Source organism: Cognaticolwellia beringensis (genome assembly GCF_002076895.1).
In the GTDB taxonomy this organism is placed as follows: Bacteria; Pseudomonadota; Gammaproteobacteria; order Enterobacterales; family Alteromonadaceae; genus Cognaticolwellia; species Cognaticolwellia beringensis.
Genome location: NZ_CP020465.1, coordinates 452,876 through 475,921, shown reverse-complemented (window position 1 = coordinate 475,921; position 23,046 = coordinate 452,876). Strand labels below are relative to the sequence as shown.

Here is a 23,046-nt window from a genome sequence, read left to right as displayed (position 1 = left end):
CGGTTTGATCGGAAAAGGAGCTATAGCCATTAGCTCCTTTTTTATATCTACAATTTTTAATATTTACAAAGATATTCGATGCCATTAAGCCCCTCTTCATTAACGTTATTTAAACTCTTATCATTACCGCTAACCGGCAATATTTTTTCACGTTATAATGTAACTATCTAAATAAATGCATTCGTGTGAAATAAAATGACAAAGCCTCAGGTCTCTTACAACATGGCGACAAAACAAGTTAGATACGAAGCACTCGTTAAAGCATTACATGCAGATTTATATCGTTATGGCTACTGGCTATGCCACGATAAGCATATTGCTGAAGACCTCGTGCAAGAGACATTTTTACGTGCATGGCGCGCGCTTGACTCGTTGAAAGACGAAAAGGCGGCAAAGTCATGGTTAATTACTATTCTGCGCAGAGAAAACGCTCGTCGTTTTGAGCGCAAGCGTTTTGAAATGAGTGAATATGAAGAAGCAACCATTACCGATGTAAAAGCAACCAGTAGTGAGCAAGACATTGAAAACCATTGGCTACGTGAAAAAATAGCTCAAATGCCTGAAGAGTATCGCGAGCCCTTAGTGCTTCAGGTCATTGGTGGTTTTACTGGTGAAGAAATTGCCACCATGTTGTCACTGAATAAAAATACCGTTATGACACGATTATTTCGTGCTCGAAATCAATTGAAAGAGGCCGTAGACGACGAGCCAAAATTAAGAGGTCTACACAATGGATGATTTGCAATTTAGACGTAGCATATTAGCCGATCCAAAAAATCGTGATGATGATACTAATGCCAGCATAAAAAATGATCCGGCAAAGCAAAAGTTTGTACAAGAAATTGACTCTTTAGATAACAAAATCGCACAAGCCATGAATATTCCGGTGCCTGACGATTTAGCTAATAAGTTAATTTTACGCCAAACATTAGCCAGCCATCAGCAACAAAAACGTAAAACACGTGTCCGTTTAGCCATGGCGGCATCGGTAGCATTTGTGATGGGGTTAACCGTAAATTTTTATATGTTTTCTAGCACTTATAAAAATTTAGGCGACTATGCTATTGCCCATGTTAATCATGAAGCAAAACATTTTTCTAACACTGCAGAGCCAACAGTAACCTTAGCATCATTAAACGAGAAAATGGCCGTATTTAAAGGCAGTTTTGATAGTACCTTCGGCACCCTAATCTTCGCTGATTATTGTCGCTTTGACGGTAGCAAAAGCTTACACTTGGTCTTTCAAGGTCAATCAAGCCCCGTTAATATCTTTATTCTACCCGAAGACGAAGACATCAAATTTATTGCAAATTTTGCGAATGATAAATTACAAGGTAAGTCACTAAACTTTAACCATTCAAACATCATAGTGGTTGGTGATAAACAAGAGCCAATGCAACAATGGCAAGAACGCGTTAACAAAAGCATTACTTGGTCAATTTAGTATTTGATTAAGATAATATTCGTGTGAATTTATAATGACTGATGTAATAAACTTGTTCGCATGCAGGAAGCAAGTAGTTCCAAAAGAGCAAACATAAAACGTTTTTGCAATTAAAAGCCAACGCCTGCTCTTCTTATGCTTTCCTCCCGGTGAAATATTAAAGATATCTCACTGGGAGGAAAAAAGAAGAACCGCCGGAGGTAAAGACAAATCACGGGTTTTCTAAAAGCAAAACAAAGCACAGCACAGCTTATTCGTATGCTAAAACCTATACCTCCTTCCCTTCTCATTCACGCCTCCCTGTAAAATTGATAAAAACGTCTCACAGGGAGAAAACAAAGAGAATAGCAGGAGGTAAAGACAAATCACGGGTTTCCTAAAAGCAAAGCACAGCACAGCCTATACGTATGCTAAAACCTATACCTCCTGTCCTTCTCATTCACGCCTCCCTGTAAAATTATTTAAAATGTCTCACAGGGAGAAAATAAGGAGAACTGAAGGAGGTAAAGACAAATCACGGGTTTCCTAAAAGCAAAACAAAGCACAGCCTATACGTATGCTAAAACCTATATCTCCTTCCCTTCTCATTCACATCTCCCTGTAAAATTATTTAAAATGTCTCACAGGGAGAAAACAAGGAGAATAGCCGGAGGTAAAGACAAATCACGGGGTTCCTAAAAGCAAAACAAAGCACAGCCTACACGTATGCTAAAACCTATATCTCCTTCCCTTCTCATTCACTCCTTCCTGTAAAATTATTAAAAATGTCTCACAGGGAGAAAATAAGGAGAACTGAAGGAGGTAAAGACAAATCACGGGTTTCCTAAAAGCAAAACAAAGCACAGCAAAGCCTATACATATGCTAAAACCTATACCTCCTGTCCTTCTCATTCACGCCTCCCTGTAAAATTATTTAAAATGTCTCACAGGGAGAAAACAAGGAGAATAGCCGGAGGTAAAGACAAATCACGGGTTTCCTAAAAGCAAAACAAAGCACAGCAAAGCCTATACATATGCTAAAACCTATACCTCCTGTCCTTCTCATTCACGCCTCCCTGTAAAATTATTTAAAATGTCTCACAGGGAGAAAGCAAAGAGAACCGCCGGAGGTAAAGACAAATCACGGGTTTCCTAAAAGCACAGCACAGCCTATACGTATGCTAAAATCTATACCTCCTGTCCTTCTCATTCACGCCTCCCTGTAAAATTATTTAAAACGTCTCACAGGGAGAAAATAAGGAGAACTGAAGGAGGTAAAGACAAATCACGGGTTTCCTAAAAGCACAGCCTAGACGTATACCTATATCTCCTGTCCTTCTCATTCACTTCTCCCTGTAAAATTAATCAAAGATCATTAAAATCTCACAGGGAATTCAGACTTCCTGACTTCAAAGATAATGACCAAGCCCCCCCATTGTTCCAACAAGTCCATTTGAAAGTACATATGAAAAAGCCGTTAAGTATTAATTAACGGCTTAAATTATCTAAACTAATTAAAATTGAATCTGACAACTTTAAGCTCAATGCTTAAAACTGACAGCTAATCCCTTAACTATGCTTAGCTGCAACCTGATCGAATACCGCTTCTATTTCTGGCTGTTCTTTCGTCGTCATTCGACTAACCAATACAATGGCAATACTCGCCATAATAAAGCCAGGTACGATTTCATACATAACCGAACTTAAAGATTGGCCATTAATGGTTATCGGCGCGTAAATCCAAATCAATACGGTAATCGCTCCAGTTAACATACCTGCTAGCGCACCATGTCGGTTCATTTTCTTCCAATACAAACTCATAATAACCAACGGGCCAAATGCAGCACCAAAACCGGCCCAAGCATTACTCACTAAGGTCAATATCGAACTTTCTCGATCATAGGCAAGGAAAATTGCCACCATTGCCACTAAGGCTACTGACAATCGGCCAACAAATACTAATTGCTTCTCACTGGCATTCTTATTCAAAAAGGCTTGATAAAAATCACCGGTTAATGAGCTTGAAGTTACCAACAATTGCGAAGAAATAGTACTCATAATTGCCGCTAAAATCGCAGCAAGTAAAAAGCCAGCAATAAGAGGATGGAACAACACTTGCCCTAGTAGAATAAATATCGTTTCAGCATCATTAACAACTAAGCCTGTTTTAGCCACGTAAGCCACGCCCGCAAAGCCGGTCGCCATAGCACCAAATAACGAGACGATCATCCAACTCATACCTATTCTTCTTGCAGCAGGTAAATCGTCGACTGAACGAATAGCCATAAAACGCACAATAATATGTGGTTGACCAAAGTAGCCTAATCCCCAAGCCATTGCAGAAATTATAGCGACAATACTAACACCACTAAAAAAGTTTAAAAATTCAGGGTTTACCTGTTCAATAGTTTTAAGCATAGCGTCAGTGCCACCAACATCTGATACCGCAACAAATGGCACCAGTACCAAAGCAACAAACATTATACAGCCTTGAACAAAGTCAGTCATACTCACGGCTAAGAAGCCACCAAACAGCGTATAAAGCACAACAACGCCAGCGGTAACATAAAGGCCTATTTCATAACTTAAACCAAATGAACTTTCGAATAGCTTGCCACCTGCAACAATCCCTGAAGAGGTATAAAGAGTGAAAAATAAAATAATAACAATCGAAGAAGTGATTCGTAATGCTCGAGAACTATCAGCAAAACGGTTTTCAAAAAAATCTGGCAGGGTTATCGAGTCATTTGCCATTTCTGTGTAAGTTCTTAACCTTGGCGCTACAATCAAATAATTTAAATATGCCCCCAGCATCAAGCCAAAAGAAATCCACACACTACTTAAGCCTACGGTGTACATAAGTCCGGGAACGCCCATCAGCATCCAACCACTCATGTCAGAAGCACCCGCAGAAAGTGCTGTTACTCCTGGGCCTAAACTACGGCCTCCCAACATAAAACCAGAAACGTCACTGGTAGACTTTTTAAAAGCATATAAACCTATTCCTAACATTACAGCAAAATATAGTGCCAATGAAATCATTGTTCCTACAGCCATTTAACCTCCGAAAAACATTATACCCATTGAACTGATCTATTTTTAACTTAACGAGTATTAATCAATGTGGTATTTAAAACTGTTCAAAAATATAGCAATTCACTAGACATTTGAACGTGAGCAACAATAATATGCTTAGTTAATAGCAGTTTCCATGTTTTTTCGTGAGTATTCACAAATATTTGTGTTATAAATAAGATAGCTAATGTGCAAATTAATTTTGCCGAAGAATAATATCAAGCAATAATAATAAAATTATCTGTTACAAAATCGGATTAATTAGGAATTTGTATGTACTTTTACGCAGCTAGGCAGCCTATTCTAGATATAGATAAAAATTTATATGCCTACGAGCTTTTGTTTCGCGATAGCATCATTAACGTTTTCCCAGACATTGATGGTGACGAAGCAACAACAAAAATGATTGAGGCCAGTAACTTTAATCTCGGCATCAGTGAATTTACCGGTAATAAACCTGCTTTTATCAATTTCACCTTAGAAACCTTGATTAAAGGCTACCCAGAAACCTTAACGACAGATGAAGTCGTTGTCGAAATACTGGAAACCGTTAAACCGGGTAAAAAATTATTATCGATATGCAAAGATTTACATGATAAAGGCTACACCATCGCGCTAGATGATTATATTCATCAGGCCGTTTGGCACCATTTCTACCCTTTTATAAATATTATTAAGATCGATTGGCAAGACACCACAGTAGACACCATAAAAGAAGTAAAAACTGCCATTGAAGGTTATCCGCATATAAAACTACTCGCGGAAAAAGTTGAAACCTATGAGGAATATAATCAAGCCTTAGAGTTAGGCTTTGTGTTATTTCAAGGCTTCTTTTTCGCCAAACCTGAAATGGTTAAAACCAAAAGTTTATCACCATCGCAAATAGCCATGGCAGAATTACTCTATGAAACATCACAAACAGAATTAAACTTAACCAGCATTACCGCAGTGTTTGAACGTGACGTTACCTTATCTTATAAACTATTGCGCTATGCAAACTCAGCTATTTTTAAGCGCAGAAGTGAAATATCTACCATTAAACAAGCGCTTGTTACCTTAGGCTCTGCCGAGTTAAAACGTTTCCTTGGGTTAATGTTTGCCGCAAATATTAACCCAGAGAAACCTTCTGAGCTTATTAACTCCGCCATGGCACGAGCAAAATTTTGTGACTTAATGGCCAGTCAAGTCAAGTCACCCATAGATCAGGCTATCGCCTTCTTAACCGGCTTATTGTCGTTAATAGATGCCATTGTTGATGAAGACTTAGAAAGCATTCTCACCAAGCTCCCACTAGCGCAAGAAATAAAAGACACCCTATTAACCCGTAAAGGTGATATGGCTGCTTTAATTATGCTGTTAGAGTTTATCGAACGAGCAGAATGGTCAAAAGCCACCGAAGTAATGAAGACGCTTGGCCTAGAAAAAGCGGAAGTCCTTAAATGCTATAATGAAGCAATCGCCTGGGCCGATGAACAAACCATTGCCAATTATTAGACGTTAAATAATGATTGTTCAACAGTCGAAATTAAAAAAACCTAATATGAAAATATTAGGTTTTTTAGTTTTTGCAGCTCTTTGTAGGTTGGGCTTCAGCCCATCGCTCTATTTATTATATAAACACCACAAATGACGGCATAAATGCCGACCTACAATAACAAACGCTAACTATTCAGGTTTGTCACTGCCAGATTTTTTGTAGGTTGGGCTTCAGCCCATCGCTCTATTTATTATCTAAACACCACACATGACGGCATAAATGCCGACCTACAATAACAAACGCTAACTATTCAGGTTTGTCACTGCCAGATTTTTTGTAGGTTGGGCTTCAGCCCATCGCTCTATGGATATATAAGCACCAGACATGACGGCATAAATGCCGACCTACAATAACAACGCTAACTATTCAGGTTTGTCACTGCCAGATCTTTTGTAGGTTGGGCTTCAGCCCATCGCCCTATTAATTATATAAACACCACACATGACGGCATAAATGCCGACCTACAATAACAACGCTACCTATTCAAAACCATTAGGTTTTCTATTTTTGTAGGTTGGGCTTCAGCCCATCGCTCTATGAATATATAAACACCAGACATGACGGCATAAATGCCGACCTACAATAACAAACGCTAACTATTCAAAATCATTAGGTTTTCTATTTTTGTAGGTTGGGCTTCAGCCCATCGCTCTATGAATATATAAACACCACACATGACGGCATAAATGCCGACCTACAATAACAACGCTACCTATTCAGGTTTGTCACTGCCAGATTTTTTGTAGGTTGGGCTTCAGCCCATCGCTCTATGGATATATAAGCACCAGACATGACGGCATAAATGCCGACCTACAATAACAAACGCTAACTATTCAAAACCATTAGGGTTTTGTGACTGCCAGCGCCATGTATCTGCAATCATCGTGGCTAAATCCCGTTTAGCATGCCAACCAAGCAAGGTATTCGCGACACTCGCGTCAGCATATACCGTAGCAATATCTCCAGCACGTCGTGGGGCAATGTTGTACGGTATATCTTGTCCTGATATCTCTTTAAAGGTATTAACAATCTCTAAAACCGACGTACCATTGCCAGTACCTAAATTAATCGGTACACAGCCTTTAATTTCGCTTAATTTTTCTAACGCTTTAACATGCCCTTGCGCTAAATCAACAACATGAATGTAATCTCTAACGCCTGTACCATCAACTGTTTGATAGTCATCACCAAAAATTTGTAACTGCGCTAATCGGCCAACAGCAACTTGTGAAACGTAAGGCAATAAATTATTCGGAATACCGTTAGGATTTTCACCAATAAGGCCAGACTCATGTGCGCCAATCGGGTTAAAATAGCGTAAACAAGCAATAGACCATTGTTCATCGCTGCGCGCCAAATCAAACAAAATATTTTCTATCATCAATTTGGTTTGACCATAAGGATTGGTCGCCGATGTCGGCATGGTTTCATCAAGTGGCGAAGGATTATTCTCACCATAAACGGTGGCTGATGAACTAAAGACTAAATTTTTAACATTCTGCTCAGCCATTACTTGCAAAAGCGTTACCGAACCAGAAACATTATTATGATAATAACTTAACGGAATTTCACTAGACTCACCAACCGCTTTTAAACCAGCAAAATGAACAACAGCGTCAATGTCGTGCTGCTCAAATACTTTCGTTAATGCTTGGCGATCACATATATCAGCTTGAATAAATGTTACCGACTTCCCCGTAATTTGTTTAATACGATCAAGTACTAATGTAGAAGAATTTGATAAGTTATCAACAATAACAATATCTTTATCTAGTGCAAGTAATTCAACAACCGTATGGCTACCAATAAAACCTGTGCCACCTGTGATCAACAAACTCATTTTAAATCCTTATAAAGGTTTACTCAGTTAACGCTTAAAAAAGCCAACATAATCTATTGATAATATTTTGACACTAACGCCATGAAGTTACCAAGTTTTTCTTTCGGTAATTGGTTAATACCGGCCGCTGCTGCTCTACCGCCACCGGTGTCAAATTGCGCACATAATTCGCCTGCACCTACTTTATTATTTATCGGAGCACGTAAGCTTACCGTGTAACTACCATCTAAATTTAAAGTGATCACTGCATGCGCTTTGTCAGGGTTTTGATTGGCTAATTCATTACCATAAACACCGCTAACTCGGCGCGACCATGCGGCATCTTCAAGTTCAATAACCTGCAAAGCCGTATCATCATGCAAAACACTCGCTTGTTTAGCTTGGGCCATATCACTTAGGTAAGCTTGCTCAAGCACAGTAAATATGGAGTTTTCTTCGTTAACTAAGGTAAAGGGGTCAGGATAATTCAGTAAGGTGTTAAATAAAGCATCAGGCGCGATATGCAAATCATCAACCGTGCGCCCGTAACCGTTATAGTTAATATAAACCCCTAAGGCTTTCAACTGTGCTTGTTCGGTAGCTGATAAACCGGCTTGTTGCGCTAACTGCTCTGCCGCAACCAGCATATTATCGCCAAACGCCGCGACTATCGCCCATAAAGCGTATTGACCAGCCAAATATTTATTGACCAATAAACTGGTACAGGTATTAGCGTCAGTATCAATAATATCGTGTAAATGCGGAGAACTTGGCACTAAGCCTGCGCGATGATGGTCGACATAAAACACCTCAACATTATTAGCCAGTAAGCCAGCTAATGCGGAAATATTTTTTTCCATCGAAATATCAAGCACGGTCACTGACGTTGCAAGGCCAGTAGGCACTTGCTGAAGCAATTGAATATCACGTTTAACACCCGTGATTAACTTGGAATCTTTAGGCTCCGCTAAACGTAATTGTAGCAGAGCGATAATACCGTCCGCATCACCATTAAAAACATCATAATGCATAAAAAAATCCTAAATAAGTTTTAAGTTAAAAGTTTTCAGCTGTCAGCTATCAGTAAAAGCAAGACAATAAGAACAAGTTATAAGTTTTCAGCTGTCAGCTATAAGTAAAAGCAAGACAATAAGAACAAGTTAAAAGCTGACAGTATGGGAAGCTAAAAGTTTACTTGGCTAATTTGTTTTTACAGAAAGCTTAAAACTGAAAGCTGACAGTAAAAAGCAAGAACAATAATAACAAGTTAAAAGCTAACAGTATGCGAAGCTAAAAGTTTGTTTGGCTAATTTGTTTTACTGAAAGCTTAAAACTGAAAGCTGACAGCTATCTCTCAACTATTAACCCCTGCTCAACTAAATAATCAACCACTTGTTGCGCACATTGCTCAACACTTTTATTTGCACTATTGATATGAATTTGCGGATTTTCTGGGGCTTCGTAAGCAGAATCAATACCGGTAAAGTCTTTAATTTCACCTGCTCTGGCTAACTTATATAAACCTTTTGGATCACGCTGCTCACAAATCTCTATCGGAGTGTCGATAAATACTTCAATAAACTCGCCAGGTGCTAGTTTACTTGCGGCTAAAGCTCGATCAGCGCGAAATGGTGAAATAAAGGCGGTAGATACAATTAAACCCGCATCAACAAACAATTGGCCTACTTCACTTATACGACGAATATTTTCAACTCTGTCTTCATCGCTAAAACCTAAATCACCATTCAAACCATGACGAACATTATCGCCATCAAGCAAATAACTATGACACTTGCGTTGAAATAATAAAGCGTCAACAGCATTAGCGATGGTTGACTTACCCGAACCACTAAGACCCGTGTACCATAATAAACAAGCTTTTTGCTGTTTTAATTCAGCACGTTGTGCTTTGCTCACTTGCTGAGTGTGCCAAACAGTATTTTCAGTTTTCATATTATTCCAATTAAATTATAAAAAAGCTTAAAGCTATCAGTTTTAAGCTATCAGTAAAATCAAAACCAAACAAAACTAATCTCTGATCTTTATTTTCTTACTGAAAGCTGACAGCTTAAAACTGAAAGCTATATCTTATCTCTTTGTTTTCTGTCAGTTTAAAACGGAAAAACCTTAGGTAGCAACATTAACACTACAAAACTATAAGTCAGCGTTATCGGCCAACCAAATTTAATAAAGTCGGCCACTTTATAATTACCGGCATTAAACACCATAATATTGGTTTGATAACCATAAGGGCTTATAAAACTGCCACTAGCACCAAAGGCAACCGCCATGACCAAAGGTAAAGGATTAACCCCTAAACCAAGTGCAATATTGTAAGCAACAGGAAATACCAAAGCGGCAGCGGCGCTGTTCGTGATAACTTCCGTCAATATCAAGGTAATAAAAAATATCACTACCATGGCAATTATCGCACTTTGCCCTGCCAATAAATGTTCAATTTCATTGGCAAAAACAGCTGCAACGCCACTATGCTCAAACGCTTGCGCTAAAGTTAACGCACCTAACACAATTAACCATATTTCAATCGGAAAACGGCGCTTAATTTCATTAACCGTTAAACACCCTGATAAAATTAACAGGGCAAGGTAAAACATTAAGCTCGATAATAAACTTATGCTGGTAACCATGGTCAGTGCAATAGCAATAATAAAACCAAAAATAGCTAAAGAGTCGCGCCAACCTGACAGCATGTTGTCAGGTTTATGGCCGGAAAGTATAAAAAAGTTTTTCGTTAAATTCGTGCGAGCACAAAAATCAGAGCCCACCGCTAATACTAAGAAATCGCCCGCTTGAACGGTAATATCACCCAGCTTGCCAGAAAGCGAAGTGCCCTCTCGGCGAATAGCAACCACTGCGGCATCAAATCTAGCTCGAAAGCCTGCCGTTTTTAAGGTTTCACCAACAATAGCAGAATCATGTTTAATCAAGACTTCAGTCAAGTTTTCACGCAATAAACCATCTTCTTCAGCAAATAACGATAAACCGTCAAATTGCTGTAATACCAATACTTTACTGATATCTCCACTAAATATAAGTCTGTCTTGCGGTTGAATAACTTCATCAGGTGTCACTGGTGAAATCAGCCGTCCGTCGCGCACAAGTTCAACTAAGAACAGCGTATCTAAATTTCTTAAGCCATTATCTTCAATGCTTTTGCCAACAAGTTTAGAGTTTGGTTTAACTTGTGCTTCAACAAGGTATTCCTTAACCTCTAATTGCTCATTTGGCATATCAGCTAGGGTATTTTGGCGTAATAATATAATCAGCAAACAAGCGATTAATGCCGAACCACCGACTAACGTAAAGTCAAAAAAACCTAAGCTTTCTTGGCCTTGTTCAAGCCAAAGTGAATTTACAATTAAGTTAGTAGAAGTACCAATTAAGGTTAACGTGCCACCAAGAATAGCGGCGAATGACAGAGGTAATAATAATTTACCAGGATTAACCACGGTATTCTTTTTCACTACCGAAATTAGCGTGGCAACCACGGCAGTATTACTGATTAACGCTGAACTTAACGCCGTAAAAACAAGCGTTCTAAAGCTTGCCGTAGCAGCTTTTCCGTTCAGCATTAACGCAGATATACGCCTTATAATACTGGTGCGCTCATAAGCAAATGAACATAACACTAATAATAATAACGTGACTAAGCCAGGATTAACGGCATTACTGAGAATATCATCAGTACTCACAAATGACGCCGCTAAACACAGTAACGTTGTGCTACCAAAAACGCGCTCGGGTTTATTAGGAAAACAAACCAGCCCGATCAACGTTAATGCAAATATTGCGACCAGTAGCCACTGCGTTAACAACATAATGTAAACCTAATCCTATGTTCTAAAGGTAAAATATCTCGATTTTTTAGAATACCAACAATACAAATGACAGACCAAATACAATCACCTATAGGCTCTATGTAGGTTGGACTTCAGTCCATCAAGTTAAATGAAATTTAACAAGCCCTATCGTTATGACTTCACCTGCACAGATTAATGTATAGGTATAACCTTCAAGCTGACGGCATAAATGCCGACCTACAAAACCACCACAGCTCATTGGCAGCCCATTGTAGGTTGGACTTCAGTCCATCAAGTTAAATGAAATTTAACAAGCCCTATCGTTATAACCTTGCCTGCACAGATAACTGTATAGGTATGGCTAAATCCCTCAAGCTGACGGCATAAATGCCGACCTACAAAACCACCACAGCTCATTGGCAGCCCATTGTAGGTTGGACTTCAGTCCATCAAGTTAAATGAAACTTAACAAGCCCTATCGTTAGAACTTTACCTGCACAGATTACTGTATAGATATGGCTAAATCCGTCAAACTGACGGCATAAATGCCGACCTACAAATCACCACAGCTCATTGGCAGCCCATTGTAGGTTGGACTTCAGTCCATCAAGTTAAATGAAATTTAACAAGCCCTATCGTTATAACCTTGCCTGCACAGATAACTGTATAGGTATGGCTAAATCCCTCAAGCTGACGGCATAAATACCGACCTACAAAACCACCACAGCTCATTGGCAGCCCATTGTAGGTTGGACTTTAGTCCATCAAGTTAAATGAAATTTAACAAGCCCTATCGTTATAACCTTGCCTGCACAGATTACTGTATAGGTACAACTACAGCCTTCAAACTGACGGCATAAATGCCGACCTACAAATTACCACAGCTCATTGGCAGCCCATTGTAGGTTGGACTTCAGTCCATCAAGTTAAATGAAATTTAACAAGCCCTATCGTTATGACTTCACCTGCACAGATTACTGTATAGGTATGGATATAGCCTTCACATTGACGGCATAAATGCCGACCTACAAAAAATCACCCGTAAGCTCTATGTAGGTTGGACTTCAGTCCATCAAGTTAAATGAAATTTAACAAGCCCTATCGTTATAACCTTGCCTGCACAGGTTACTGTATAGGTATGGACATAACCTTCAAGCTGACGGCATAAATGCCGACCTACAAATCACAGCTCATTGGCAGCCCATTGTAGGTTGGACTTCAGTCCATCAAGTTAAATGAAATTTAACCGCCTTATCGTTATGACTTCACCTGCACAGATTACTGTATAGATATCGATATAGCCTTCAAGTTGACGGCATAAATGCCGACCTACAAATCACCCGTAAGCTCTTTGTAGGTTGGACTTCAATCCATCAAACCAAATACTACTTCAATAAATCGCGCGCGCCCCAATGTGGGAAGTGCTTACGAACTAAGGTATTCAGTTCTTTTTCAAACGCTGAGTACTGATGCTCTTGCTGTGCTTCAAGTGCGCCATTAATCATGCCCGCACCCACGGTAACGTTACTCAATCGGTCGATAATAATAAAAGCACCTGTGGCCTTATTATCACCATAAGCATCAAAATGTAACGCTTCAGAAACTTCAAAATGTGCAACACCGATTTCATTTAGCGCTAATTGATCAACATCGAATTTCTCTAACGTATTCACATCAATACGGTGATCAATTTTAACCGCATGTCCGGTAGTAAGCTTACTACCGTGCTTAATATAATACTCACGACCTGGTTCTAGCTCGTCTTCGTGCATCCAAACAATAGTGGCACTTAGCTCTTTGGCTGAAGAAGGGATATGACCTTTTTTAACAATCATTTCACCGCGACTGATATCAATTTCATCTTCAAGCGTTAAAGTTACAGCCATACCGTGGTCAGCACGTTCAATGTCACCTTCAAAAGTAACTATAGATTTTATTTTGCTCTCTTTACCTGATGGCAAAGCAACAATTTCATCACCAACGCGAACATGTCCTGAGCCAACTGTGCCAGCAAAGCCCCTAAAATCTAAGTTCGGGCGGTTAACATACTGCACTTGTAAACGAAATTGTGTAAAGCTCTTCTGATCATCAACTTTAATGGTATTTAATAATTTCATTAAAGTGGCACCAGGATACCAAGACATATTGCTACTTTCTTCAACAACATTATCGCCATTTAGGGCTGAAATGGGTACAAAGCGCACATCTTCAAAAGCTAAGTCATCAGCAAAATTACGATAGTCTTTTTTAATTTCTTGGTAACGCTCTTGGCTATAGTCAACCAAGTCCATTTTGTTCACAGCAACTAGAACATGCTTAATGCCTAACAAAGAACAAATAAATGAATGACGACGAGTTTGCACTTGCACACCGTGGCGAGCATCAATCAAAATAATTGCCAAGTCACAAGTAGAGGCGCCTGTCGCCATATTACGTGTGTATTGCTCATGGCCAGGAGTATCAGCAATAATAAACTTACGTTTATCAGTGGCAAAATAACGATAAGCAACATCAATAGTAATGCCCTGCTCGCGTTCTGACTGCAAACCATCAACTAGCAAGGCTAAGTCAATTGCTTCACCGGTAGTACCCGACTTTTTACTGTCGTTTTTAATCGCCGCTAATTGATCTTCAAAGATCATTTTAGAATCGTGTAATAACCGGCCAATTAAGGTACTTTTGCCATCATCAACGCTACCACAAGTAAAAAAGCGCACCATTTCTTTGTTTTCATGCTGCTTTAAATAAGCTTCAATATCTGTTTCAAGTAAGCCATTTTCTACTATATTTTTCTCAGGTGAATCTATCATCGTTATTCCTAATTACTTAATAGTTATAAGCTGTCAGTAAAATAAGCTTTAAGCTGTCAGTTTTAAGCTTTCAGTAAAACCTAAAATACTAAACCAGTTTCTTTCTGATAGCTGAAAGCTTAAATCTGATAGCTATTTTTCTTACTAACAGCTTATCTACTTAAATCGAATTCCTCAGCCCTGTTAACATTGCTGATAACTCTTCTGTTTCTTTAATCCAGTATTGGCTTTTATCTTTAGGTAAATAGCCAATATCTATACCAATATAAATTTGTGTTCGAAGCTCCGCCAAAGATGATCTAGCTATGGTTATAAAATGCCTTTTATCTTTTGGCGTCTCGCGTGTCATACCTTCTGCGATATTACTTGGCACTGACAAACCAGAACGCGTTATTTGATCCCGAAACCCAAAATCACGTAAAGAACTCGTCTGTTTATAAATATCAGCAGATAACCGAGCAGCTCTTTTCCAAACATCTAGCTTTTCAAAGTTCATAACAAATCCCTGTTAAGATATAGCTGTAAGCTGTCAGTTTAAAGCTATCAGCAAAATCTAAAACCATCAGTATGGCACTTGATTTAACTATGAGCTCAAAACTTCAATTAAACTACCCATCAACACAGCTGTAAGCTGTCAGTTAGAAGCTTTCACTAAACACAAAGCCAAAATGCCCAACTGACCTCTTGTCTTTAGTCTTTTAACTGAAAGCTGTTAGCTTAATACTGATAGCTTATTTTCTTGCTTTAACTGAAAGCTGAAAGCTTCAAACTTAAAACTTTTTACATCTCGCTTTAAAAATAACCTTCCATTTTTTTCTTCTCCATTGAGCCAGACGAATCGTGATCAATAACACGGCCTTGGCGTTCAGAGGTTTTTGTTAATAGCATTTCTTGAATAATTTCAGGTAACGTCGTTGCTGTTGACTCAACTGCACCAGTTAACGGGTAACAACCTAAAGTTCTAAAGCGCACACTTTTCATTTGTACCACTTCATCTTTACCAATTGGCATACGCTCGTCGTCAACCATAATTAAACTGCCATCGCGTTCAACTACAGGACGTTTTTCAGCTAAATAAAGCGGCACAATTTTAATGCCTTCTAAATAGATATATTGCCAAATATCAAGCTCGGTCCAATTCGACAATGGAAATACGCGAATACTTTCGCCTTTATTAACTTTGCCGTTATAAATATTCCACAATTCTGGACGTTGACTTTTAGGGTCCCAACGATGGTTTTTATCACGAAATGAATACACACGCTCTTTCGCGCGAGACTTTTCTTCGTCACGACGTGCGCCACCAAATGCAGCGTCAAAACCATATTGATCAAGGGCTTGTTTTAATCCTTGGGTTTTCATCACATCGGTATGCTTAGCACTACCGTGTTCAAAAGGACTAATATTCATGGCTATACCTTCTGGGTTCTTATGTACCAGTAGGTCAAAACCATATTCCTTCGCCATTTGATCACGAAATTCAATCATTTCTTTGAATTTCCAATTGGTATCAACATGTAAAAGCGGAAAAGGGATTTTTCCAGGTGCAAAGGCTTTTCGGGCAAGATGAAGAAGAACGGCAGAGTCTTTCCCAACCGAGTAAAGCATCACAGGATTATCAAATTCTGCGGCAACTTCTCGAATAATGTGAATAGATTCGGCTTCTAGCTTTTGTAAATGGGTTAAATGCATTGCTGTTCACTATTGGTAGCATGATATTATTGGCTAACATCATGCCACAGCGATAAATCATTATCCATATAAGTAAAAGCTTGGTTATACCAAAAAGGTATAAAAAAATAAAAGGGTAAGATTTCCTGTCATAACTAAAGTTGAGTTAAGTTATTCTTGTAACGACGGATCAACGCTAGCGACGAAGCAGAAAGCTTTTCACTGTCAATATCAGCCATGGGCTGTGCCATCACATTCAATACTTCATTACCCAGTTGTTTGCCTAATTCTACGCCCCACTGGTCGTATGAATTAACTTGCCAAATAACGCCTTGAACAAAAATTTTATGCTCGTAAAGGGCTAATAAAGCACCAAGGGAATGAGGGTCTAAGCGTTCCATCAAAATAGTATTACTTGGGGTATTACCTTTCATGGTTTTATGCGCGGCTAATCTATTCGCTTCGGCCTCACTTGCGCCAGCATTAATTAACTCAGCTTTCGCTTGTGCCAGCGTTTTACCCTGCATAAGCGCTTCACTCTGGGCAAAACAATTCGCCACTAAAGCGTCATGATTCGCTAAATGCTCGCTCGTTGGTGCAAGGGAAAGAATAAAATCAGTAGGAATAATATCGGCACTTTGATGCATTAACTGCATAAAAGCATGTTGGCCATTCGTACCTTCTTGACCAAAAACCACCGGCGCAGTTAAATAATTAAGCGCTTTACCGTCAACAGAAACCGATTTACCGTTACTCTCCATATCCGTTTGCTGCAAATAACCAGGTAAAGCTCTAAGCGCATGGTTATAAGGTAAAATAGCTAAGCTTGGGTAACCTAAGCCATTTCGATTCCAAATACCCAACAAGGCCATAATAACCGGCATATTTTGCTCGAACTCGGCATGTTTAAAATGCTCGTCCATTGCATGGGCACCGGCTTTTAAAGCGTTAAAGTGCGTATTACCAATAATCAATGCTAGCGGCAAACCAACAGCTGACCATAAAGAGAATCGGCCACCGACCCAATCCCACATTGGCAGAATGTTTTCCGCGTTAAGTCCAAACTTGGTAGCAGCCGCAATATTCGTACTAACCGCATACCAATGTTGAGCAATAATGTCAGCTGGTGAACTATGGGTATCAGCTAAAGCGTTGAGCATCCAAGCTTTAACAATAGTGGCATTCAGTAGCGTTTCTTGCGTAGAAAAAGTTTTAGAAATAACCACAACGAGTGTGGTTGAGGCATTAAGTTTGGCAAACTTTTCTTGTGCAGCATCACCATCAACATTCGCTAGCACATGGGCTTTCAAACCTTTTTGATGATAAGGAACCAGTGCTGATAAAGCCACTTTTACGCCGTAGTAAGAGCCGCCAATGCCAATAGCGAGAATATCGGTAAACTTTTCACCCGTAATCGAGCGCACATGGCCTGATTGCACATCATCAACAATCTTAGCCATTTTAGCTTCAGTATCGATAACCTCTTGAGCCTCAGCACCTAATACATCAACTTTCATAGCATCAGGCGCGCGCAATACCGTATGCAATACAGCGCGTTGCTCGGTAGAGTTCAATTCCTCTCCAGCAAACTGAGCCGCTATTTTACCGGCAAGATCAACTTGCTCAGCTAATGCGAATAGCGGTGTAAACTCACTATCAACAATATTTTGCTTAGCATAATCTAAAAATAAACCCGCTGCCGAAACCGAATAATTTTCACTGCGTTCACGGTCTGCAAACAATGAGAAAATATTGCGCGTTAATGCCAGTTCAGTAAACTGCGATAAATTAGTTACGTCCATATACCTATGTTTCCAATAAAAAAGCAAATAATAGCTTTAAGTTTAAAGCTGTCAGCTGTCAGTAAAAACCAAAAAATAGCTTTCAGTTTTTAGCTGTCTGCTATTCTTTTTTTTTCTTTAAACTGAAAGCTTAAAACTGATAGCTGAACTTAACTTAACTATTCATTAATTCATTTAAATATGTTCTAAACTCAACAGCTAACTCAGGGTGACGTAAACCATATTCAACATTGGCTTTCATATAACCTAACTTAGAACCACAATCATGTGATTTACCTGTCATGTGAAATGCTTCAACGGTTTCTTTTTCCATTAGCATCGCAATAGCATCAGTTAATTGAATTTCATCACCCGCACCAGGTGGTGTTAGTTTTAACAAATCCCAAATTTTCTCAGATAACACATAACGACCAACCACAGCTAAATTTGACGGCGCGTCTTCAACCGCTGGTTTTTCAACAATAGCCGTCATGGGTTGTGACTCGCCAGGTGCCAGTTCAACACCACCGCAATCAACCACACCGTAACTACTAACTTGCTCCATAGGCACAGGCTCAACCATAATTTGGCTATAACCACCTACTTCGTTATAACGCGCCAACATCGCCGCTAAATTTTCAGTTTTTAAATCTGCCGTAGCATCATCTAAAATAACATCAGGTAGTACAACGACAAACGGTTCCTTACCAATAATAGGTCGCGCTTTTAATACTGCATGGCCCAAACCTTTTGCTTCGCCTTGGCGAACATGCAAGATGGTCACGTCTTTCGGGCATATTGCTTGAATTTCATCAAGTAACTGGCGTTTAACACGCTTTTCTAACGTTGTTTCAAGTTCAAACGACTTATCAAAATGGTTTTCAATGGCGTTTTTAGAAGAATGCGTAACTAACACAATTTCTTTAATACCGGCAGAAATGCATTCATTAACAATGTATTGAATAAGAGGTTTATCAACAATAGGTAACATTTCTTTTGGTATTGCTTTTGTTGCTGGCAACATCCGTGTTCCTAAACCCGCGACTGGTATTACCGCTTTTGTGATCTTGTTTGGCATTTTTATCCTTATTTGCAACTTTGTATTTATTGTATGGGTTGTTTCAGTGCTTGTCATGACATTTATAGGTGAAAAATTTTAAGCCGTATTGTCTAGATATAAAATCATTACAGCGTTTAAAGTCTCCTTCAAATGATTACATAAGATGTGGCCTAAACTCAAACTAGAACATCTCACTATTTTCAATCAACAAAGCTTGTCAAAACAGCACTATAATTTAATGTAAAAAAGGCCGGAAATCCGACCTTTAATGGTAACAATTATATATATTTCAGATATTTTTAGCTACGGGTAATATTTATGAATATTGCTCAGCTATCCAATTTTGGTATGAACCATCCATTACACTTTGCCACCAATCTTCATTATTCAAATACCAAGCAACGGTTTTAGCAATGCCCGTTTCAAATGACTCTTTAGGTTTATAGTTTAACTCATTGTTAGTTTTAGTCGCGTCAATGGCATAACGACGGTCGTGACCAAGTCGGTCTTTCACGTACGTAATAAGTGACTCAGTGTTTTGCGCCATTGCCGCTTTAGCCGCAGGAAAACGCGTAGCTAAAGCTTTGTTTTTAACAAATTCTTGTTCAACCAATTTTGAAATAGTTTTAACAATATCAATATTTGCCCATTCATTGTCGCCACCAATATTGTAATTTTCACCCACGCGGCCATTTTGTAATACTAAGTCAATGCCGTAAGCATGGTCTTCAACGTATAACCAGTCACGAATTTGTTGACCATCACCGTATATTGGCAAGGCTTTATCATGCAAAATATTAGTAATAACTAAAGGAATAAGCTTTTCTGGAAAATGAAACGGCCCATAGTTATTTGAACAATTACTGGTGGTAACATTTAAACCATAAGTATGGTGATAAGCACGCACTAAATGATCACTAGCCGCTTTACTCGCCGAATAAGGAGAATTAGGCGCGTAAGCTGTATCTTCAGTAAAAGCAGGGTCGGTAGGTGAAAGCGTACCATACACTTCATCTGTAGAAACATGATGAAACCTATGCCCTTCAACAATACTCTCGCCGTCTAACCACACTTTTTTAGCCGCTTTAAGTAAGCTATAAGTACCCATGATATTAGTTTCAATAAACGCATCAGGACCAGTAATTGAACGGTCAACATGCGACTCAGCTGCAAAATGCACTAAGGTATCAATACCATGTTCAACCAGTAATCTTTCAATTAGCGCTTGGTCACAAATATTACCGTGCACAAAAGTAAAGTTAGCATGGTCCTTTACACTGTCTAAGTTAGCGATATTACCCGCGTAAGTTAGTGCGTCAAGTACCACAACTTTATCGGCTGAATATTTTTCCATCCAATAATGGACAAAATTAGCGCCAATAAAACCTGCACCACCTGTAACTAATAATTTTTTCATAAAAATCTCAAATTAATAATATTATTTAACTATGCTTCGCGCTCATTTTTTAACGCTGTCATCATATGTGTTAACTGTTCTTGCCAATGCATTAACGAAAGTTCAGGCAAAGCCTTAACTAAACTCGCTTTGTCTAACACACTGTAATGCGGGCGTTGGGCAGGGGTTGGGTATTGCGCTGTTGTAATAGGTTTTATCGGAATTTTTTTATCTAATAAACCCAGTTCTAAACCAATGTTTTGAATTGCTACAGCAAAATCATACCAACTAGCGACACCAGTATCAGTATAATGATGAACACCAACAACGTGGCTATGTAAACTGGCGATACAAGCTTGCGCCAAACCTTTAGCGTATGTTGGTGTACCAATTTGGTCACTAATCACACCCAGTTCAGGTTTAGATGCCATTAAATTCAGCATCGTTTTTACAAAGTTATTACCGTGCGTTGAATACACCCAAGACGTGCGAATAATCACACTATGCTCAGGGTAAATATTGGCAATTAACTGTTCACCTTGCGCTTTACTGGCGCCATAAACACCTAACGGGTTTATTTCATCACCGGGTAAATAAGGCGAACCTTTATCACCATGAAAAACAAAGTCTGTTGAAATATGTACGAATGGCAATGACAGTGCTTTGCACGCTTGTGCTAAATTCCCCACAGCCGTGGCATTTAGCGCAAAGGCACTTTCAACATCACCTTCAGCGTTATCAACTGCGGTGTAAGCTGAGGCATTAATAACACCATCGGCGTTATACTGCTTAAAACAGCTTACTAATGCTGAATCATCTTGCAAATCAACATCGTCACGCCCTAAACAAATAACTTCTTGCTCAGGTGTCGACAGTTGACTTAATTCCCAAGCAAGTTGGCCAGACTTTCCAATAACGATTATTTTCATTGTGTTGTGATCTGTCATTATCTATCTAATTCGCTAAGTATGTAGCTAAGTATTTATTTAAAAGTAGGCGCATCTTTGAACAACAGCCCAACTTCATCTTTTGCAGATAACGAAGGTTTATTGCCATCGCGTAGTGGCCACTGAATATTTAACGCCGGATCGTTCCATAATAACGACACTTCATGCTCTGGGGCATAATAGTCAGTGCATTTATAAACGAACTCTGCAGAGTCGCTCATGACATAAAAGCCATGCGCAAAACCTTCTGGCACCCATAATTGACGCTTATTTTCGCCAGAAAGTACCACGCCAACATGCTGGCCATACGTGGGTGATGATTTACGCATATCAACCGCAACATCATAAACTTCGCCTGATGTTACCCTGACTAATTTGCCCTGTGTATTTTTCAGCTGATAATGCAAGCCGCGTAAAATTCCGTGACTTGATTTGCTGTGGTTGTCTTGCACAAAGGTTTGCTTTGAACAGTACTCAGTAAACTCGTCAACACGAAAGGTTTCCATGAAAAAACCACGCTCATCACCAAACACTTTCGGTTCTATTATTTTAACATCCGCAATAGCAGTATCTATATAATTCATAAAATTCCATCTAAACTTTAAAATAAACTTATGTAGGGGCGAATTCATTCGCCGTGGCAAAACCTAATCATAAATCCAAAAAGCGACTAAAGTCGCCCCTACAAGGAGATAAAAAAAAAAAGGAGATAAAAGAAAAACCAAAAGCTCTTTTATTAAAAACCTCTTTCACTTCTCCTTCTGTCCTCCCTGTAAAGCAAGCACCTAAAAAACTCGTTCATCAATTAACTTCAACAAATACTCACCATAACCACTTTTACGAAGCGGCTGAGCAATTTCACGTAAGTTATCAGCACTTAACCAACCATTACGAAAAGCCACTTCTTCAGGACAATTAACTTTTAATCCTTGTCGTTTCTCTATAGTAGAAATGAAATTGGCAGCCGCTAGTAAATCATCATGAGTTCCAGTATCAAGCCAGGCAGTACCACGGCCCATAATCTCAACTTTTAATTCACCTGCTTTTAAATATTGGTCAATTACATCTGTAATTTCTAATTCACCACGAGCCGATGGCTTAACATTTTTTGCGTATTCAACCACGCTTTTATCAAAAAAATACAAACCTGGCACTGCGTAATTAGATTTTGGTTCTTTGGGTTTTTCTTCAATGGAAATAGCTGTACCTGCATGATCGAATTCAACTACGCCATAAGAGCGAGGATTCGACACATGATAACCAAAAACGGTTCCACCAAATTGTTGAGCATTAGCATTTTGCAACGACTTGGTTAAATCATGCCCGTAAAACATATTATCGCCAAGTACTAGTACCGCTGAACTGCCCGCTAAAAAATCTTCAGCTAATATAAAAGCTTGCGCTAACCCATCAGGGCTAGTTTGTTCTTTGTAAGAGATGGAAATACCAAAATTACTGCCATCACCTAACAGATTCTCAAAGCGGTGAATTTCGTCTGGTGTAGAAATCACGAGAATTTCTTGAATGCCCGCTTGCATCAATGTTGCAAGAGGATAATAAACCATAGGTTTATCGTAAACAGGCATTAGTTGCTTACTAACAACTTTAGTTAATGGGTAGAGGCGAGTTCCACTACCGCCTGCTAAAATAATTCCTTTTCTCATTTATATAATCTACCTTATAATAATTTTAGATTCGAATAATTA

Annotated in this window: 17 protein-coding genes; 3 read left to right on the top strand and 14 right to left on the bottom strand. The window is 39.0% G+C overall.

Annotation, left to right across the window (positions count from 1 at the left end; translation table 11 throughout):
• Nucleotides 1-222: 222 nt before the first annotated feature.
• Both B5D82_RS02005 and B5D82_RS02000 read left to right on the top strand, forming a co-directional pair.
• A complete protein-coding gene (locus B5D82_RS02005) occupies nt 223-738 on the top strand; it encodes a sigma-70 family RNA polymerase sigma factor (protein WP_425429883.1) in 516 nt (171 codons plus the stop codon).
• The gene (locus B5D82_RS02000) at nt 731-1,444 is read left to right on the top strand and encodes a DUF3379 family protein (protein ID WP_081148808.1); all 714 of its coding nucleotides are present in this window, start codon (nt 731-733) and stop codon (nt 1,442-1,444) included. Before B5D82_RS02005 ends, B5D82_RS02000 begins: the two co-directional genes overlap by 8 nt.
• A gap of 1,548 nt (nt 1,445-2,992) precedes the next feature.
• On the opposite strand, the gene putP is transcribed toward B5D82_RS02000, so the two are convergent.
• The gene (gene putP, locus B5D82_RS01995) at nt 2,993-4,480 is read right to left on the bottom strand and encodes a sodium/proline symporter PutP (RefSeq protein WP_081148806.1); all 1,488 of its coding nucleotides are present in this window, start codon (nt 4,478-4,480) and stop codon (nt 2,993-2,995) included.
• A 291-nt stretch (nt 4,481-4,771) separates the two neighbouring features.
• Between putP and B5D82_RS01990 the strand changes: the two genes are divergently transcribed.
• Nucleotides 4,772-5,992, top strand: coding sequence for an EAL and HDOD domain-containing protein (locus B5D82_RS01990; protein ID WP_081148804.1), 1,221 nt, complete (start codon nt 4,772-4,774; stop codon nt 5,990-5,992).
• 872 nt (nt 5,993-6,864) lie between these two features.
• On the opposite strand, the gene galE is transcribed toward B5D82_RS01990, so the two are convergent.
• The 13 genes from galE to rfbA all read right to left on the bottom strand — a co-directional run bounded on the left by galE (nt 6,865) and on the right by rfbA (nt 23,004).
• Nucleotides 6,865-7,875 (bottom strand): UDP-glucose 4-epimerase GalE, encoded by a 1,011-nt coding sequence (gene galE / locus B5D82_RS01985; protein WP_081148802.1) that lies wholly within the window; start codon nt 7,873-7,875, stop codon nt 6,865-6,867.
• 53 nt (nt 7,876-7,928) lie between these two features.
• Nucleotides 7,929-8,885: a DHHA1 domain-containing protein gene (locus B5D82_RS01980; RefSeq protein WP_081148800.1), complete on the bottom strand. Its 957-nt coding sequence runs from the start codon at nt 8,883-8,885 to the stop codon at nt 7,929-7,931.
• A 316-nt stretch (nt 8,886-9,201) separates the two neighbouring features.
• The gene (gene cysC, locus B5D82_RS01975; protein ID WP_081148797.1) at nt 9,202-9,807 is read right to left on the bottom strand and encodes an adenylyl-sulfate kinase; all 606 of its coding nucleotides are present in this window, start codon (nt 9,805-9,807) and stop codon (nt 9,202-9,204) included.
• 158 nt (nt 9,808-9,965) lie between these two features.
• On the bottom strand, nt 9,966-11,693 hold the full coding sequence (locus B5D82_RS01970; protein WP_081148796.1) for an SLC13 family permease: 1,728 nt from the start codon (nt 11,691-11,693) through the stop codon (nt 9,966-9,968).
• 1,367 nt (nt 11,694-13,060) lie between these two features.
• Nucleotides 13,061-14,485, bottom strand: a complete 1,425-nt coding sequence (cysN, locus tag B5D82_RS01965; RefSeq protein ID WP_081148793.1) for a sulfate adenylyltransferase subunit CysN — start codon at nt 14,483-14,485, stop codon at nt 13,061-13,063.
• 160 nt (nt 14,486-14,645) lie between these two features.
• Nucleotides 14,646-14,981, bottom strand: a complete 336-nt coding sequence (locus B5D82_RS01960) for a four helix bundle protein (RefSeq protein WP_081148792.1) — start codon at nt 14,979-14,981, stop codon at nt 14,646-14,648.
• A gap of 296 nt (nt 14,982-15,277) precedes the next feature.
• Nucleotides 15,278-16,177, bottom strand: a complete 900-nt coding sequence (cysD, locus tag B5D82_RS01955) for a sulfate adenylyltransferase subunit CysD (RefSeq protein WP_081148791.1) — start codon at nt 16,175-16,177, stop codon at nt 15,278-15,280.
• A gap of 134 nt (nt 16,178-16,311) precedes the next feature.
• Nucleotides 16,312-17,958, bottom strand: a complete 1,647-nt coding sequence (gene pgi / locus B5D82_RS01950; RefSeq protein WP_081148790.1) for a glucose-6-phosphate isomerase — start codon at nt 17,956-17,958, stop codon at nt 16,312-16,314.
• 154 nt (nt 17,959-18,112) lie between these two features.
• Nucleotides 18,113-19,015 (bottom strand): UTP--glucose-1-phosphate uridylyltransferase GalU, encoded by a 903-nt coding sequence (gene galU, locus B5D82_RS01945; protein ID WP_081148789.1) that lies wholly within the window; start codon nt 19,013-19,015, stop codon nt 18,113-18,115.
• A gap of 298 nt (nt 19,016-19,313) precedes the next feature.
• The gene (rfbB, locus tag B5D82_RS01940) at nt 19,314-20,414 is read right to left on the bottom strand and encodes a dTDP-glucose 4,6-dehydratase (protein ID WP_081148787.1); all 1,101 of its coding nucleotides are present in this window, start codon (nt 20,412-20,414) and stop codon (nt 19,314-19,316) included.
• Nucleotides 20,415-20,443: 29 nt separating this feature from the next.
• Nucleotides 20,444-21,340: a dTDP-4-dehydrorhamnose reductase gene (gene rfbD / locus B5D82_RS01935; RefSeq protein WP_081148786.1), complete on the bottom strand. Its 897-nt coding sequence runs from the start codon at nt 21,338-21,340 to the stop codon at nt 20,444-20,446.
• Between the two features lie 35 nt (nt 21,341-21,375).
• Nucleotides 21,376-21,924, bottom strand: a complete 549-nt coding sequence (rfbC, locus tag B5D82_RS01930) for a dTDP-4-dehydrorhamnose 3,5-epimerase (protein ID WP_081148784.1) — start codon at nt 21,922-21,924, stop codon at nt 21,376-21,378.
• A 201-nt stretch (nt 21,925-22,125) separates the two neighbouring features.
• Nucleotides 22,126-23,004 carry a glucose-1-phosphate thymidylyltransferase RfbA gene (rfbA, locus tag B5D82_RS01925; RefSeq protein ID WP_081148782.1) on the bottom strand — a complete coding sequence of 293 codons (879 nt, stop codon included), beginning with the start codon at nt 23,002-23,004 and terminating at the stop codon, nt 22,126-22,128.
• Between the last annotated feature and the right edge of the window lie 42 nt (nt 23,005-23,046).